Source organism: Aquibium oceanicum, assembly GCF_001889605.1.
Classification (GTDB): domain Bacteria; phylum Pseudomonadota; class Alphaproteobacteria; order Rhizobiales; family Rhizobiaceae; genus Aquibium; species Aquibium oceanicum.
Window position 1 is genome coordinate 2,517,557 of the sequence record NZ_CP018171.1, and the last position, 15,524, is coordinate 2,533,080.

Genomic DNA, 15,524 nt, shown 5'->3' on the forward strand with positions numbered 1-15,524 from the left:
CTCAGCCTTCGGGATGCGTTTCGAGTTCGTCCGGATGGCCGCCGAAACCGTGCATGTGGAAGGCCCATTGCAGGCCAACGACCGCGCCCTTGACCGGCTGCAGGAGGGCAATCGCCGAGACAATGGTCACCGGGACCCAGATCGCCAGATGCTGCCACATGGAGAGCTGCGTGACCGCCTCGGCGCCCATAAAGGCGCCGACCACGACGTGGCCGACGATGAAGATCACCAGATAGGCCGGAAGGTCGTCCGCCCGATGGTGGTGGAAGGCCTCGCCGCAGACTTCGCAGCTGTCATTGGTCCGGGCGAATGAGGCGAAGAGCTTGCCTTCACCGCAGTTCGGGCAGCGTCCGAGGAAGCCGCGCTTCATCGCCTGCCAAGCGCTGCGGCCGGGCTGGCCCGCCGTTTTTTGTGCGCCGAATGCCTGTCGTTCCATCATTTTCTCCTCTGGCGGACGCCTGCCCGCCGCGGTGCCTTCGACGAAAGCCGCCGGTCCCGCCGCTTCGCCTTGTGGAAGGAACGGGTGGCCGGCGGCAAGGGCCGTGGCTCGCTCAACATCTCGAACCGCATCGAACCCGCCAGCGGAGCGATCTCCACCAGCCGGACCTCTACCGCGTCGCCGAGCCGGTAACCTTTTCCGCCCCTCTCGCCGACCAGCGAATGCGCCGATTCGTCGTAGATATAGTAATCATTGCCGAGCGATGACACCGGTATGAAGCCGTCCGCGCCGAACTGCGGCAATCTGACGAAGAGCCCCGCCTTGGTGACGCCTCCGACGCGGGCCTCGAACTGCTCGCCCTTGCGCGAGGCGAGGTGGTCGGCGATCAACCGGTCGACGGTGTCGCGCTCCGCCGCCATGGCGCGCCGCTCCGATGCGGAGATGAGTGCCGAGGTGTCTTCCAGCCGCGCTTCCTCGCCCGGCGTCAGCCCGTCCTTGCCCAGCCCGAGCGCTGCAATCAGGGCACGGTGAACGACGAGGTCGGCATAACGGCGAATCGGCGATGTGAAGTGAGCGTAACGCCGCAGGTTGAGCCCGAAGTGGCCGATGTTCCCGGGCGAGTACTCCGCCTGGCTCTGCGAGCGCAGGACAACCTCGTTGATCAGCAACTCGTTTTCCTCGCCCTTTACCTTTTCGAGCAGAGCGTTGAACTGGGAGGGGCGCAGCTGCGGCCCACGCGCGAGCGACAGGTCGACGGTCTGGAGGAATTCGCGTAGCGATTCCTGCTTGGAAAGCGATGGCGCGTCGTGGATGCGGTAGATCAGCGGCTGCTTCTTCGCCTCCAGCGTCTCGGCGGCAGCCACGTTTGCCTGGATCATGAACTCTTCGATCAATCGGTGCGCGTCGAGGCGCTCCGGCACGACGACGCGGTCGACCGTTCCGTCCGGCTTCAGCTGGAGTTTGCGCTCGGGGAGGTCGAGTTCGAGGGGACCGCGATGCTGACGACCGCGCGACAGCACGGCATAGGCCTCCCAGAGCGGCCGCAGCGTGCCTTCGAGGATCGGCCCAGTCTTGTCATCCGCCGCGCCATCGATCGCAGCCTGCGCCTGCGGATAGGAGAGCCGGGCGGCGGATTTCATCATCACGCGATGAAAGGAGTGCCGCAGCTTGCGTCCGTCGGCGGCGAAGGTCATGCGCACGGCAAGGGCGGGGCGGTCCTGACCCTCACGGAGCGAGCAAAGATCGTTGGAGATGTGCTCGGGAAGCATCGGCACGACGCGATCTGGAAAATAGACCGAATTGCCGCGCTTCAGCGCCTCGCGGTCGAGCGCGGAGCCAGGCCGCACGTATGCCGCAACGTCGGCGATGGCGACGGTCACAATGACACCGCCGGGGTTCTTCTCGTCCTCGTCGGGAACGGCGTGGACGGCGTCGTCGTGGTCCTTTGCGTCGGCCGGATCGATCGTGACGAGCGGGACGGCGCGCCAATCCTCCCGGCCCTCCATTGAGGCGGGAGTAGCCTGTTCGGCCTCCTCGATCACATCGCGCGGGAAGACGTGCGGGATATCGTGGGCGTGGATGGCGATCATGGAGACCGCCTTCTCGCTCGACAGCGAACCGATGATCGACGTCACCTTGCCGCGCGGCAGGCCGTAGCGCGTCGGTCGCATGGGCTCGAGTTCGACGAGGTCGCCCGGCTGGGCGTCGTTCAGGAACTCGCCTTCGACCAGCATCTCCGGCTGGCGGCGCTCCACCGGTTCGGCGCGATGGCTGCCGTCGGGAAGGCGCCGGATGACGCCGAGTGCTGTCTCGCGGCGCTTGTCGAAGACCTTGATGATCTGCCCGGTGTAGTCCGGTCCCTGCGCTTCGTCCGCGGGAAAGATGCGGGCCAGCACGCGGTCCCCGACGCCCGGAGTAGGCCCTTTCCCGGGCATGGTCGGACGGATCGCGACGATCTCGCTCTCGAAACCCTCGCGCTCCTCCGACGGGCGCGCGAGCAGCCCGCCGTCCTCGTCGCGGCCGAAGACGTCGAGCACCGTGACGTGGGGCAGGGCGCCCGGCTTGTGCAGCTTCCTGGAACGCTTTTCCAGCACGCCCTCGGCCTGGAGGTCGCGCAGGACGGCTTTCAGCCAGATGCGGTCGTCGCCGCGCAACGAGAATGCCTTGGCGATATCGCGTTTCGAGGCGCGGTCCGGGTTCTCGGCGACGAATTTGAGGATGTCCTCGCGCGACGGCCGGTAGTCTGGCTTGTCGCCTCCCGCGCCATCCGCCGAGGCGCCGGGAGCGCGCTTCGACCTGCTGCCTGGGATGCGTCTGGCCAATCCGTCACTCTTTCTTCTTCGAAGCGGTCGCCGTCTTCTTTGCCGTCTTCTTCGCAGTGGTCTTCTTCGCTGCCGACTTCTTGGCAGGAGCCTTTTTGCCGCCCGACTTGCCCGCCTTCTCGGCGATCAGCGCTAGCGCTTCCTCGACGGTGACCGACATAGGCTCCTTGCCCTTGGGCAGCGTCGCGTTGATCTTGCCGTGGTTGACATAGGGGCCGTAGCGGCCTTCGCGGACCGTGATCTTGCCGCCGCCGTCGGGATGCTCCCCCAACTCTTTCAGGGCGGCCGGCGTTCCGCCACGGCGTCCAGCACCCCGCGACGCGGCCTTCTCGGCGATCGTGGAGACCGCGCGATTGATGCCGACCGAAAATACATCCTCGACGCTTTCGAGGTTGGCATAGGCGCCGTCGTGCAGCAGGAACGGGCCGTAGCGGCCGATGCCCGCCGAGATCATCTTGCCGGTCTCGGGATGCTTACCGACATCGCGCGGCAGCGACAGGAGCGCCATCGCTTTCTCGTGATCGATCGTCTCCGGAGCCCACCCCTTGGGTAGGCTCGAACGCTTGGCGTCCTTGCCATCGCCACGCTGCACGTAGGGGCCGAAGCGGCCGTTCTTGAGTGTGATCGCCTCGCCCGTATGCGGATCGACGCCGAGGTCACGATCGGCGGTCTCGGCGGAGCCCTCGGCATTGTCGTCCCCGAGCTGGCGGGTGTAGCCGCATTCGGGGTAGTTCGAGCAGCCGACGAAGGCGCCGTAGCGGCCGAGCTTCAGCGACAGCTGGCCGGAACCGCACTTCGGGCAGGAGCGCGGATCGGTCCCGTCCTCGCGAGCCGGGAACACCAACGGTGCGAGCGTCAGGTTCAGCGCCTCCAGCACGTCGCCGACGCGCAGTTCCTTGATGTCGTCGACCGAGGCGGAAAACTGCTTCCAGAAGTCGCGCAGGACCTCCTTCCAGGCGAGCTTGCCGTCCGAGATCTCGTCGAGCTTCTCTTCGAGCGAGGCGGTGAAGTCGTATTCGACGTAGCGCTCGAAGAAGCTTTCCAGGAACGCCGTCACGAGGCGTCCCTTGGCTTCGGGGATCAGCCTGCGCTTGTCGATTTTGACGTATTCGCGGTCCTCTAGCGTCTTCAGCGTCGCGGCATAGGTGGAGGGGCGGCCGATGCCGAGCTCTTCCATGCGCTTGATCAGCGATGCTTCCGAATAGCGCGGCGGCGGCTCGGTGGTGTGCTGGGTGGCGTCGATCGTCTCGCGCTTCAGGCTCTCGCCGGAGCGGATCTCCGGCAGGCGGCGGGCGTCCTCGTCCTCGGCGTCCTCTTCCTTCTGATCGGTATAGGCGGCGATGAAGCCGTCGAAACGAACCACCGAGCCGACTGCCCTCAGTGCCGCCTTCTTCTGCCCGTTGGCGGCCTCGATCTCCACGGTGGTGCGCTCGATCTCGGCCGGCTGCATCTGGCTGGAGATGGCGCGCTTCCAAATCAGGTCATAGAGCTTGGCCTGGTCTGCGTCGAGATACTGGCGCATCTCGGACGGCAACCGGGAGAAGTCCGTCGGGCGGATAGCCTCGTGCGCTTCCTGCGCGTTCTTGGCCTTGGCGGTGTACTGGCGCGGTTTCTCGGGTAGGTAGCGGTCGCCGAACTCCTTGCCGATGGTCTCGCGTGCGCCGGCAATTGCCTCCGGCGCCATCTGGACACCGTCGGTTCGCATGTAGGTGATGAGGCCGGCGGTCTCGCCGCCGATGTCGATGCCCTCGTAGAGACGCTGCGCCACCTGCATGGTGCGCGAGGCCGAGAAGCCGAGCCGCGAGGAGGCGGCCTGCTGCAGCGTCGAGGTGGTGAAGGGCGGACCCGGATTGCGCTTGGTCGGCTTCGCCTCGACGGACAGGACCTTGAAGGCCGCGCCCTCGAGCATCGCCTTGATGGAGTCGGCCTGCTGGCGGTTCTTGATGTCGAGCTTCTGGAGCTTCTTGCCGTCGTACTCCGTGAGCCGGGCCTCGAAGTCGTCGTTCCGCGGGGTCTTCAGGAGGGCGGCGATCTGCCAATATTCTTCGCGGACGAAGCGCTCGATCTCGGCCTCGCGGTCGCAGACCAGCCGCAGCGCGACCGACTGGACGCGGCCGGCCGACCGGGCGCCCGGCAGCTTGCGCCACAGGACGGGAGAAAGGGTGAAACCGACGAGATAGTCGAGCGCCCGACGGGCGAGGTAAGCATCGACAAGCGGCCCATCGATGTCGCGCGGATTGGCCATCGCGTCGAGCACCGACTGCTTGGTGATGGCATTGAAGACGACGCGCCGCACCGGCTTGTCCTTCAACGCCTTCTTCTGCCGCAGCACCTCGAGCACGTGCCAGGAGATCGCTTCGCCCTCGCGATCCGGATCGGTGGCGAGGATCAGACCATCGGCGTCACGCACCGCCTTTGTGATCTCGGCAAGACGCTTGGAGGAGGGACCATCGACCTCCCAGGACATGGAAAAATCCTCGTCGGGCCGCACCGACCCGTCCTTCGACGGCAGGTCGCGGACATGCCCGAATGAGGCCAAAACCTTGTAGTTTCGGCCCAGATACTTGTTGATGGTCTTCGCTTTCGCGGGGGATTCGACGACGACGACGTCCATGACGGATGCGGATTTCCCTGTGGCGCCGGTTGTGCCGGATCCTGTCCGAATACGCCGCCGATGATAAGATTCGCCCGTCACATGGCTGGGCTTTGGCGCGTGGTCAAGTCCCGAGCCCCGAATTAGGCCGCCGGTGCCACGAGAGGTTAACAAGGTTGCATTTGAAATGTTATTCAACCTAAAGTATGTTCCGCATCAATTCGGACGGGCTTTTTCGGTGGGGCAGGCGAATGCGCTACAAGGTAGAGTGCGCCGGCCTCGCGCAATCGCGAGCCCGATCGACCGGAATGGGGTCCGGAACAAGGAAAGACGCTCGATGACCGAGGACGATCGCGGCAACCGCCTGGCGACGCTCGACTATATGCATGCGATGCTGGGCCAGCTTCGAACGATGGCCGAAGCACAACGCTGCGATATGCTCGCTTATCTCATCGAGATGGCGTCTCAGGAGGCGGGCGACATCGTGCGGAACGAGAAGTCGCGAAGATTTTCCGGCAAGCGGCGGGCGGACGCGAAATGATCCTCAGTTCCGCGCATGGCTAGAATCGCGACTTTCCGCTGGGGCAAATTCGGGGTCGAGGATTAGGCCAAGGTCTTGACCGAAACCGCTCGTGATAATAGATCGCGTGCATCGCACGGGCGAGTCATCGGACAAATACGGTACATGTCACCGCTCCAACGGGGCGGGGCCAGCCTCCGTCTCGCATTTTGACTGGCCTGCGGTAGCGGTTTTTCCACGGCCTGTGTCGTCTTGAACCGCTTCGAAACCCGCATCATGTATGCGGAGCCACTCAAAGTGCTGATGAAACCAGAAGGTACGACTTGAAGAACTACAGGGATAATTTCATCGACCGGCGTCAAGACGCCATGGCGGCCAAGGCCGCGCTTCTCGAAAAATTCAAAAACCGCCCCGACGAGAACGATCCAGCCATGCAGGCCCGCATGGCGGAACGCAAGGCGATCGCCGAGGCGCGCGCCGAGCGCGAGAAAGAGCGCGAGGCACGGCGTCAGGCCAAGCTCGCGAAAGAAGCCCGCGAGAAGGCCGAACTCGAGGCGAAGAAGGAAGCCGAGCGCCAGGCGCGCGAGGAAGAAGAACGCCGTCAGGCCGAACTTCGTGCCGCCGAGGAAGCGGAGCGGGCCGCTCTTGAGATCGCCGAGGAAGCCGCACGCAAGGCCAAGCGCGACGCCCGCTATGCGGCGCGCAAGGCACGCGGACGCAAGATCGGCTGATCTTCAGCCTCGATCCATCGCCCCGGCCAGTGCCGGGGCGAGGTCTCCCGACTGGCCGATCTCGATCCCGCTCAGCCCGAGCCACCCAGCCATTCTCCGCAGTTCGACGGCGAGAACTTCCGCCGTGTGCGCCGGTGCGTGCGGTTCGGCGAAGGCCGAATGGACGCGCAGAATGCCGGCGGGACGGTCCGCCTTGATATCGAGACGCGCGACCAGCGCCTCATTCATCAGGAAGGGCAGCACGTAGTAACCGTGCACGCGCTTATGTGCTGGCGTGTAGATCTCTATCCGATAGCGAAACCCGAAGAGACGTTCGGTCCTGCCGCGTTCCCATACCAGGGGATCGAACGGCGCCAGCAGTGCTTGCGCCTCGATGCGGCGCGGCATACGCGCCTCGTGGAAGAGGAAGGCCTTCTGGCTCCAGCCCTCGACCCGCACGGGTTGCAGTTCCCCGGCCTCCACCAAATCGGCGATCCGTTCGTCCGCCTCCGCCGGTGACAGGCGGAAATAGTCGCGCAGATCGGCCGCGGTCGCCACGCCGAGCGCTCGGGCCGAAATCCGCAAGAGCTCGCGGATCGCATCCGGTGCGTCCGGGGTGGGCAGGTCAAACACGTCGCGCGGGATCACACGTTCCGGCAGGTCGTAGAGACGCTCGAAACCGCGACGGCTGGCGGTGGTGATCCGCCCCGCCCAGAAAAGCCACTCGAAGGCATGCTTGGCGTCGCTCCAGCCCCACCAGCCGCCTCCGCCTTTCTGCCCCTCGATCTGCGAGGCGGCGATCGGACCCTCTGACTCGACCCGGCGGAAGATTTCCTCGATGTAGCCCGCCTTCTCGCGTCCGAACTCGGCGAGCCGACCGTAGATGCCGCGGTTGTCGCGCGCGTTCGCCATGCGCCACTGCACGAGCGGCCAGGTCTCGACCGGCAGGTAGGAGGCTTCGTGCGCCCAATACTCGAACAGTTTTCTGGGAGAACGCGAGGCGGCCTCGTCGAGGACCGCCATGGGATAGGCGCCGATGCGCGAGAAGGCGGGCATGTAGTGGGCCCGTACCACCGCGCTGACGGAATCGATCTGGAACAGCTCGGTGTGCTTCAGCACGGATTTCAGATGCCGATAGGTCACCGGCCCCTCCGGCCGCGCCTTCCCGAAACCCTGCGCTGCGAGTGCGACGCGTCTGGCCGCGGCGAGCGAGAGTTTTTCTTTCATGGCGCCTGTTCCTGCGTGGCCGCGGCTGTCGAATGGTTTGGAAGGCGCAATCGCGTCGCGTCAACCCGAAAGGGGCGGCAACGTGAACCATCCTGACAGGCGCGGGCAGGGGGTCTGCGCCGAACCTTTGTCTTGCGTAGCAAAGCGGCCTGCGCTAACCCTCCCGCGTTGCAACACGGGCACCCGCGGGCACGGTCCAGACCGACCCATGGACGTATCGAGGGATCGAAGGTTTCCCCGGCGCGGCGGCCCTGGAAGGCTCAGGCATGAACGAACTCCTCGTTTCGTATCTACCCATAGTGATCTTCATGGCCGTGGCACTGGTCATCGGCATAGCGCTCATCGCGGCTCCCTTCGTCGTCGCGGTCAGTAATCCCGATCCGGAGAAGCTGTCGGCCTACGAATGCGGCTTCAACGCCTTCGACGACGCGCGCATGAAGTTCGACGTGCGCTTTTATCTGGTCTCCATCCTGTTCATCATCTTCGATCTCGAAGTGGCGTTCCTCTTCCCGTGGGCCGTGTCGTTCGGCGGCATCGGCTGGCTCGGCTTCTGGTCGATGATGATTTTCCTTGGCGTGCTGACGATCGGCTTCATATATGAGTGGAAAAAAGGAGCGCTGGAATGGGATTGAACGATAGTTCCCAGACCCTCGTCGCGCCGAAGCCGAAGGGCATCATCGACCCCAACACCGGTAAGCCGATCGGTTCGGACGACCGGTTCTACGGCGAAATCAACTCGGAACTTGCGGACAAGGGCTTTCTCGTCACCTCTTCGGAGGCACTGATCACGTGGGCGCGCACCGGCTCGCTCATGTGGATGACCTTCGGGCTGGCATGTTGCGCGGTGGAGATGATGCACATCTCCATGCCGCGCTACGATGCCGAGCGTTTTGGCATCGCGCCACGTGCCTCACCGCGCCAGTCGGATGTTATGATCGTGGCCGGCACGTTGACCAACAAGATGGCGCCTGCGCTGCGCAAGGTCTACGACCAGATGCCCGAGCCGCGCTACGTCATCTCGATGGGCTCCTGCGCCAATGGCGGCGGGTACTACCACTACTCCTATTCGGTGGTGCGCGGTTGCGACCGCATCGTGCCGGTCGACATCTACGTGCCTGGCTGCCCGCCCACGGCGGAGGCGCTGCTCTACGGCATCCTGCTGCTGCAGAAGAAGATCCGCCGCACCGGCACGATCGAGAGATAGGCGCGATGGCCGAGCCCGCCGACATGATCATGCCGCTGCTGCGCGAATCACGGGCGGAGAGCATCGCTCCTAGCGAAGCAATTGCGAAGCGCCTCGAGCAGATCGAACCCGTAGAACGCGTCACCGTATCGGAATTGCAAAAATGAGTGAAGCGCTCAATGATCTCGCCACCTATATCGGCGAACGGCTCAACGTCGATGTCGAGAGTTCGGTCGTCGCTTTCGGCGAGCTGACGTTGACGGTCGATGCGGGCGACATCGTCGAGGTGCTGTCATTCCTCAAGCGCGACGTGCAGTGCCAGTTCATCTCCATCATCGACATCTGCGGCGTCGACTACCCCGACCGGGACAAGCGCTTCGACGTGGTCTATCACCTCCTGTCGCCGCGTCAGAACATGCGCATCCGGGTGAAGGTGTCGACGGACGAGGACACGCCGGTTCCTTCCGCGACGCCGGTCTTTCCGGGTGCCGATTGGTTCGAGCGGGAGGCTTACGACCTTTATGGCATCCTGTTCAGCGGGCACCCCGAACTGCGCCGCATCCTCACCGACTATGGCTTCGAGGGCCATCCGCTGCGCAAGGACTTCCCGCTCACCGGTTTTGTCGAGGTGCGCTACGACGACGAGGTCAAGCGCGTGGTCTACGAACCCGTCGAACTGAAGCAGGAATTCCGCAACTTCGACTTCCTCAGCCCCTGGGAAGGCACGGACTACGTGCTGCCGGGGGACGAGAAGGCGAAGTAGCGTTGGCGACCCGCCATGGCCAGGCTGCTTTTCTTCGTTCTCGTCGCGGCTCTCGCCGTCGCCGCAATCGCTTACCTGGTGACCAAGCTGCGCGGGCGCCCGGTGGTAAACGATACGGTGGGCAAGGTCCTCGTGGCGCTGATCGTGGCCGCGCTGGCATTCTGGCTGTTCGGCGGTGGCGCCCTTCTTGGGCAGGGTATCGGCTGATGGCTGCCGCGGCGTCCATCGCGGTTCGGGAAACGGAAAAATGACCGAGCACAACGTACGCAATTTCAACATCAACTTCGGTCCTCAGCACCCGGCCGCGCACGGCGTGCTGCGCCTCGTGCTGGAACTCGACGGCGAGGTGGTGAGCCGGGTCGATCCGCATATCGGGCTCCTGCACCGCGGCACCGAGAAGCTGATCGAACAGAAGACCTATCTTCAGGCGCTGCCCTATTTCGACCGGCTCGACTATGTCGCGCCGATGAACCAGGAGCATGCCTGGTGCCTCGCGGTGGAGCGCCTGCTCGACATCGAGGTGCCCAAGCGCGGCCAGCTGGTGCGCGTGCTCTATTCCGAGATCGGCCGCATCCTCTCGCATCTCCTCAACGTGACGACGCAGGCAATGGACGTCGGCGCGCTCACCCCGCCACTGTGGGGCTTCGAGGAGCGCGAGAAGCTGATGGTGTTCTACGAGCGCGCCTCCGGATCGCGCATGCACGCGGCCTATTTCCGTCCGGGCGGCGTCCACGAGGACCTGCCTGAGAAGCTGGTCGAGGACATCGGCAAGTGGATCGATCCGTTCCACGAGACGCTCGATAATCTCGACGAACTCCTGACCGGCAACCGCATCTTCAAGCAGCGCAACGTCGACATCGGCGTGGTGAGCCTGGAAGATGCCTGGGACTGGGGATTCTCCGGCGTGATGGTGCGCGGCTCCGGCGCCCGCTGGGACCTGCGCAAGTCGCAGCCCTACGAATGCTACGACGAGATGAAATTCGAAATCCCGATCGGCAAGAACGGCGACTGCTACGACCGCTATCTCATCCGCATGGAGGAGATGCGCCAGTCGGCCAAGATCATGCGCCAGTGCGTGGAGCGGCTCCTGGGCAAGGAGAAGGTCGGCCCGGTATCGAACCAGGACGGCAAGATCGTCCCGCCTAAGCGCGCCGCCATGAAGCGTTCGATGGAATCGCTGATCCATCACTTCAAGCTCTATACCGAAGGCTATCGCGTGCCCGAGGGCGAGGTTTACGCCGCCGTTGAAGCGCCGAAGGGCGAATTCGGCGTCTACCTTGTGGCCGACGGCACCAACAAGCCCTATCGCGCCAAGTTGCGCGCGCCGGGCTTTGCCCACTTGCAGGCGATGGACTTCATGTGCCGCGGCCACATGCTGGCCGACGTCTCGGCCGTGCTCGGCTCGCTCGACATCGTGTTCGGCGAGGTGGATCGGTAGCAGCGCGCTGCGGTCGATTCGCCGGCTTTGATCCGGCGTGGTATAATTGGGTCATGACAGCTTTGACCAAGCCGAAACGGATTGAGGTCGGGGCATTCCTTGAATGGGCTGCCTCGCAGGACGCTGGCAGGTACGAACTCGTGGACGGCAAAGTGGTGGCCATGTCGCCGGAGCGGTCGCGCCATGTTGACATGAAGATGCACGCGTGGGAGATGCTGCGAAACGCGGTCAGGGATGCCGGGCTTCCCTGTTTCGTGAAGGGCGACGGCATGTCGGTCACCATAGACGAACACAATTCCCGTCAGCCCGACGTCTCCATACAATGCAGCGCGGTCGACCCGGAAGCCATGGTGCTCGATGAACCGTTGCTTGTGGTCGAAGTCGTTTCTCCTTCGAGCGGACGAAGCGACACCGGAACCAAGGTGGCGGAGTATTTTCGCATCCCCAGCATCCGTCACTATCTGATTATCGATCCTTACGGCAAACTGGTCGTGCGGATGAGCCGGAAAGAGGAGCACGGAGCGATCGAAACCAGCATACTGGCGTCCGGTGTTGCCCTGTTCGATCCCCCGGGCTTCTCGATCGATGTGGATCAGTTGCTAAACGCCTGAGCGGTGCCTCTACCCGACATTCCCGCGGTCGCAGAGGTGGGATCCGAGCGTGCGCATTCATCGCGCACCGCGCCCCCAAAATGCGGCGTCGTAGCACTGGCCTTTTGCCGAGCGTGTGTTAGAACGCAGCGCAACATAAGCCAAAAAAACATGGGTCGCCATGTCCGTACGCCGTCTCGCAGAGCCAGCCGTCCAGCCAGCCGCCTTCGCCTTCGACGAGGTCAAGACGACCGAGGCGAAGACTTGGATCGGGAAGTATCCCCAGGGGCGTGAACAGTCCGCCGTAATCCCGCTTCTGATGCTCGCCCAGGAGCAGGAAGGCTGGGTCACCAAGGCCGCGATCGAGCATATCGCCGACATGCTCTCCATGCCCTACATCCGCGCGCTCGAGGTGGCGACCTTCTATACGCAGTTCCAGTTGAAGCCGGTGGGAACACGGGCGCATATCCAGGTCTGCGGAACCACGCCGTGCATGCTGCGCGGATCGGAAGCGCTGATGGACGTCTGTCGCTCGAAGATCCACCTCGAGCAGTTCCATCCAAACGCGGACGGAACGCTTTCGTGGGAAGAGGTAGAATGCCTCGGCGCCTGCGTAAACGCTCCGATGGTGATGATCTTCAAGGACACCTACGAAGACCTGACGCCGGAGCGTCTGTCCGAGATCATAGACGAGTTCGAGGCAGGTCGAGGCGACAGCGTGCGGACGGGGCCGCAGACCGAACGCTTCTACGCCGCACCCGCATCGGGCTTCACATCCCTGAAGGACGAAAAAAACGTGCTGAAGGCCACGCGCGAAGCGCCGTCGCGCAAGGCGGGTTCGGGCGAGGGCGAGGCGGTTCCGCCGTCCAACGCCGCCAAGCCCAAGACGGACGCGAGGGTGACCAGCCCGGCACTGAAGTCGCCGTCCGACGTCAAAGTGAGCCCGAGCGTCGAAAAAGCCGAGAGCGCGCCTGCGCCTAAGGAAAACAAGGCTGCGGCGAACGCCGCCGAGCCGCTCGTGGAAGACACGAGGAAGCAGCGCTCTTCGCGGGAGCCGTCGAAGGGCGACGCGCCGACCTCCGAGCAGGTGGAGGGTGCGCCCAAAAGCCCGGACGCGGGATCGACCCTGTCGATCGCCAAGACCGCCAGCAGCCTGAGCGGCAAGTCCGCGCCGGCCGGCGACGACGTGGGCGAGATCAACCCGACCGTCGCGCTCGCCCGGACCGCCAAGGGCAAGCGCAAGCCCGAGGAGCCGGAAAAGCCGTCGTTGCTCGACAAGGACAGGCCGATCGGGATGGAACGGCCGGCCGCCCCCGACGAGTTGCAGATGATCTCCGGCGTCGGTCCCAAGATCGAGCAGATTCTGCATTCGCTCGGCATCTTTACCTTCGCGCAGATCGCCGCCTGGACGCCCGAGGAACGCGGCTGGGTGGACGGCTACCTGCGGTTCCGCGGCAGGATCGAGCGCGAGGACTGGGTGCGGCAGGCCAAAGCGCTGGCCGATGGCGGGGAGGCGGAGTACATCCGCGTGTTCGGAAAGAAACCGAGATGAGGAAGGCCGCTGCCGGCGTGCAAGCGCGCGGCCGACCTTCGTCGAGGGACGTGAATCGGAACTGATCGATGCTCCAGGACAAAGACCGCATCTTCAACAACATCTACGGCCGCTTCGACAAGTCGTTGAAGGGCGCGATGGCGCGCGGCCACTGGGATGACACGGCCGGTCTGATCGCCAAGGGGCGCGACTGGATCGTCAGCGAGATGAAGGCGTCGGGCCTGCGAGGCCGCGGTGGCGCGGGCTTTCCGACCGGCCTCAAATGGTCCTTCATGCCCAAGCAGTCCGACGGCCGCCCGAGCTATCTCGTGGTCAACGCCGACGAATCGGAACCCGGCACCTGCAAGGACCGCGAGATCCTGCGCAACGACCCGCATACGCTGGTCGAAGGCTGCCTGATCGCCGGCTGCGCGATGGGCGCCGTCGCAGCCTACATCTACGTGCGCGGCGAATTCATCCGCGAGCGCGAGGCGCTGCAGCGCGCCATCGACGAGGCCTACGAGGCCAAGCTGATCGGCAAGGGGAACAAGAACGGCTACGACTTCGACATCTATGTGCATCACGGCGCCGGCGCCTACATCTGCGGCGAGGAAACGGCGCTGCTTGAAAGCTTGGAAGGCAAGAAGGGCCAGCCGCGCCTGAAGCCACCGTTCCCGGCCAATGTCGGCCTCTACGGCTGCCCGACAACCGTCAACAACGTCGAATCCATTGCGGTCGCGCCGACGATCCTGCGGCGCGGCGCTGCCTGGTTCTCCTCCTTCGGGCGGCAGAACAACGTCGGGACCAAGTTGTTCTGCATCTCCGGACACGTCAACAACCCGTGCACCGTCGAGGAGGCGATGTCGATTCCGTTCCGTGAGCTGATCGACCGCCACTGCGGCGGCATACGCGGCGGCTGGGACAATCTGCTCGCGGTCATTCCGGGCGGCGCCTCGGTGCCGCTGGTGCCGGCCGAGCAGATCGTGGACACGCCCATGGACTTCGATTCGCTGCGCGACCTGAAGTCGGGCCTCGGCACGGCGGCCGTCATCGTCATGGACAAGTCGACCGATATCGTGAAGGCGATTGCCAGGCTGTCCTATTTCTACAAGCACGAGAGCTGCGGCCAGTGCACGCCTTGTCGCGAGGGCACAGGCTGGATGTGGCGCGTCATGGAACGCCTCGTGCGCGGGGAGGCGCAGAAGCGCGAGATCGACATGCTGCTCGACGTCACCAAGCAGGTCGAAGGCCACACGATCTGCGCGCTGGGCGACGCCGCGGCATGGCCGATCCAGGGGCTGGTGCGGCATTTCCGTCCCGAAATCGAGCGCCGCATCGACGAGTTCAGCCGCAACACCCACCGGGCCGAACCGGTGCTGGTCGCGGCGGAGTAGGTGACAAGAGGCCGAACGGCCGGTGTGATGGGGAGACGGCGGGCGAGGCAGCAAGCAACGAAAGGGAGACACGCCGATGTCGATGTTTTTCGTGCCTGATGGACTGATGCCAGACGCAAGGACCATGGAAGCCAATCTGAAGAAGATCAGCCAGGACATGGAGACCATGCTGCCGAAGAGCTTCGGCGGCAACGCCGCGCCTGCCGATCTGTTCTCCACACCGGCGGCCTTCATGGCGCTGGGTGCCGGAATGGCCGGGCACGCCTTCGGTTTCTGGCTGAGCGCGATGTCGAATTCGCTGCAGCTGGCCGAGAAGATGTCCGGCGCGGTCTATCCGCTCGCCGACCCGGACGCCGAGGCGCCGTCCTACAAGGCGCCGAAGTCGGCCGCCAGGCGCACTAGGGCCGCGATGGACACCATCGCTGCCGATACGGGCGTGGTCGCCGGCGACGTGCTCGATGCGGGTATGAAGGCGGCGACGGAGATCGGTTCGGCGATGGTCGACACGGTCGTGCCGTTGCGCGCTTCCGACAAGGCCGCTCAGGCAGCGGCGGAAGTCGCGGTCGCAAGCGACGCACTGGCGAAGCCTGCCGCGATGAAAAAGCCCGAGATTGCCGACAATCTCAAGGCGATAGCGGGCGTCGGCCCGAAGCTCGAGAAGGTCTTGAACGGCCTCGGCATCTGGAGCTACGCACAGATTGCGGAGTTCACCGAGGCCGAGATCCGCTGGCTAGACGAGGAACTTGGCTTCAGAGGCCGGATCGCGCGGGACGAATGGTTGAAGCAGGCGGCCCGGCTGGCCGGCAAGGCCTGAC

16 protein-coding genes are annotated in these 15,524 nt (G+C 64.6%); 12 read left to right on the plus strand and 4 right to left on the minus strand.

Going from position 1 to position 15,524, the window contains the following annotated elements; genetic code table 11:
- Nucleotide 1 precedes the first annotated feature (1 nt).
- From BSQ44_RS12410 to topA, 3 genes are read right to left on the minus strand one after another with little or no spacing between them, the layout of a single operon-like run.
- Nucleotides 2-436: a DUF983 domain-containing protein gene (locus tag BSQ44_RS12410; RefSeq protein ID WP_072604553.1), complete on the minus strand. Its 435-nt coding sequence runs from the start codon at nt 434-436 to the stop codon at nt 2-4.
- Nucleotides 436-2,760 carry a ribonuclease R gene (gene rnr / locus BSQ44_RS12415; RefSeq protein ID WP_072604555.1) on the minus strand — a complete coding sequence of 775 codons (2,325 nt, stop codon included), beginning with the start codon at nt 2,758-2,760 and terminating at the stop codon, nt 436-438. The genes BSQ44_RS12410 and rnr overlap by 1 nt, the downstream gene beginning before the upstream one ends.
- 4 nt (nt 2,761-2,764) lie before the next feature.
- Nucleotides 2,765-5,374, minus strand: coding sequence for a type I DNA topoisomerase (topA, locus tag BSQ44_RS12420; protein WP_072604557.1), 2,610 nt, complete (start codon nt 5,372-5,374; stop codon nt 2,765-2,767).
- Between the two features lie 316 nt (nt 5,375-5,690).
- Here topA and BSQ44_RS12425 point away from each other — a divergent pair, with 316 nt between their 5' ends.
- Together BSQ44_RS12425 and BSQ44_RS12430 are read left to right on the plus strand one after the other, a co-directional pair.
- Nucleotides 5,691-5,894: a hypothetical protein gene (locus BSQ44_RS12425; protein WP_072604559.1), complete on the plus strand. Its 204-nt coding sequence runs from the start codon at nt 5,691-5,693 to the stop codon at nt 5,892-5,894.
- 302 nt (nt 5,895-6,196) lie between these two features.
- Nucleotides 6,197-6,604 (plus strand): DUF6481 family protein, encoded by a 408-nt coding sequence (locus BSQ44_RS12430; RefSeq protein WP_114579962.1) that lies wholly within the window; start codon nt 6,197-6,199, stop codon nt 6,602-6,604.
- 3 nt (nt 6,605-6,607) lie between these two features.
- Here the strand turns inward: BSQ44_RS12430 and BSQ44_RS12435 are convergent, their stop codons facing one another.
- On the minus strand, nt 6,608-7,810 hold the full coding sequence (locus BSQ44_RS12435) for a winged helix-turn-helix domain-containing protein (RefSeq protein WP_072604565.1): 1,203 nt from the start codon (nt 7,808-7,810) through the stop codon (nt 6,608-6,610).
- 266 nt (nt 7,811-8,076) lie between these two features.
- On the opposite strand from BSQ44_RS12435, the gene BSQ44_RS12440 reads away from it, so the two are divergent.
- From BSQ44_RS12440 to BSQ44_RS12480, 10 genes are all read left to right on the plus strand, one after another.
- Nucleotides 8,077-8,442 carry an NADH-quinone oxidoreductase subunit A gene (locus BSQ44_RS12440; RefSeq protein ID WP_072604567.1) on the plus strand — a complete coding sequence of 122 codons (366 nt, stop codon included), beginning with the start codon at nt 8,077-8,079 and terminating at the stop codon, nt 8,440-8,442.
- Nucleotides 8,433-9,014 (plus strand): NuoB/complex I 20 kDa subunit family protein, encoded by a 582-nt coding sequence (locus BSQ44_RS12445; RefSeq protein WP_072604569.1) that lies wholly within the window; start codon nt 8,433-8,435, stop codon nt 9,012-9,014. The genes BSQ44_RS12440 and BSQ44_RS12445 overlap by 10 nt, the downstream gene beginning before the upstream one ends.
- Before the next feature lie 5 nt (nt 9,015-9,019).
- Nucleotides 9,020-9,160, plus strand: coding sequence for a hypothetical protein (locus BSQ44_RS26880; protein ID WP_157894589.1), 141 nt, complete (start codon nt 9,020-9,022; stop codon nt 9,158-9,160).
- Entirely contained in the window at nt 9,157-9,756 is a 600-nt protein-coding gene (locus tag BSQ44_RS12450) for an NADH-quinone oxidoreductase subunit C (protein WP_072604571.1), read from the plus strand. Before BSQ44_RS26880 ends, BSQ44_RS12450 begins: the two co-directional genes overlap by 4 nt.
- A 15-nt stretch (nt 9,757-9,771) precedes the next feature.
- Complete coding sequence (locus BSQ44_RS12455; RefSeq protein ID WP_072604573.1) at nt 9,772-9,963, plus strand: hypothetical protein; 192 nt, start codon at nt 9,772-9,774, stop codon at nt 9,961-9,963.
- Between the two features lie 40 nt (nt 9,964-10,003).
- Nucleotides 10,004-11,194, plus strand: coding sequence for an NADH-quinone oxidoreductase subunit D (locus tag BSQ44_RS12460; protein WP_072604576.1), 1,191 nt, complete (start codon nt 10,004-10,006; stop codon nt 11,192-11,194).
- A 53-nt stretch (nt 11,195-11,247) separates the two neighbouring features.
- Nucleotides 11,248-11,805, plus strand: coding sequence for a Uma2 family endonuclease (locus BSQ44_RS12465; RefSeq protein ID WP_072604579.1), 558 nt, complete (start codon nt 11,248-11,250; stop codon nt 11,803-11,805).
- A 160-nt stretch (nt 11,806-11,965) separates the two neighbouring features.
- On the plus strand, nt 11,966-13,336 hold the full coding sequence (gene nuoE / locus BSQ44_RS12470) for an NADH-quinone oxidoreductase subunit NuoE (RefSeq protein ID WP_072604582.1): 1,371 nt from the start codon (nt 11,966-11,968) through the stop codon (nt 13,334-13,336).
- A 68-nt stretch (nt 13,337-13,404) separates the two neighbouring features.
- Entirely contained in the window at nt 13,405-14,709 is a 1,305-nt protein-coding gene (gene nuoF, locus BSQ44_RS12475) for an NADH-quinone oxidoreductase subunit NuoF (RefSeq protein WP_072604583.1), read from the plus strand.
- A 76-nt stretch (nt 14,710-14,785) separates the two neighbouring features.
- Nucleotides 14,786-15,523 (plus strand): hypothetical protein, encoded by a 738-nt coding sequence (locus tag BSQ44_RS12480; RefSeq protein ID WP_072604586.1) that lies wholly within the window; start codon nt 14,786-14,788, stop codon nt 15,521-15,523.
- Nucleotide 15,524 lies beyond the last annotated feature (1 nt).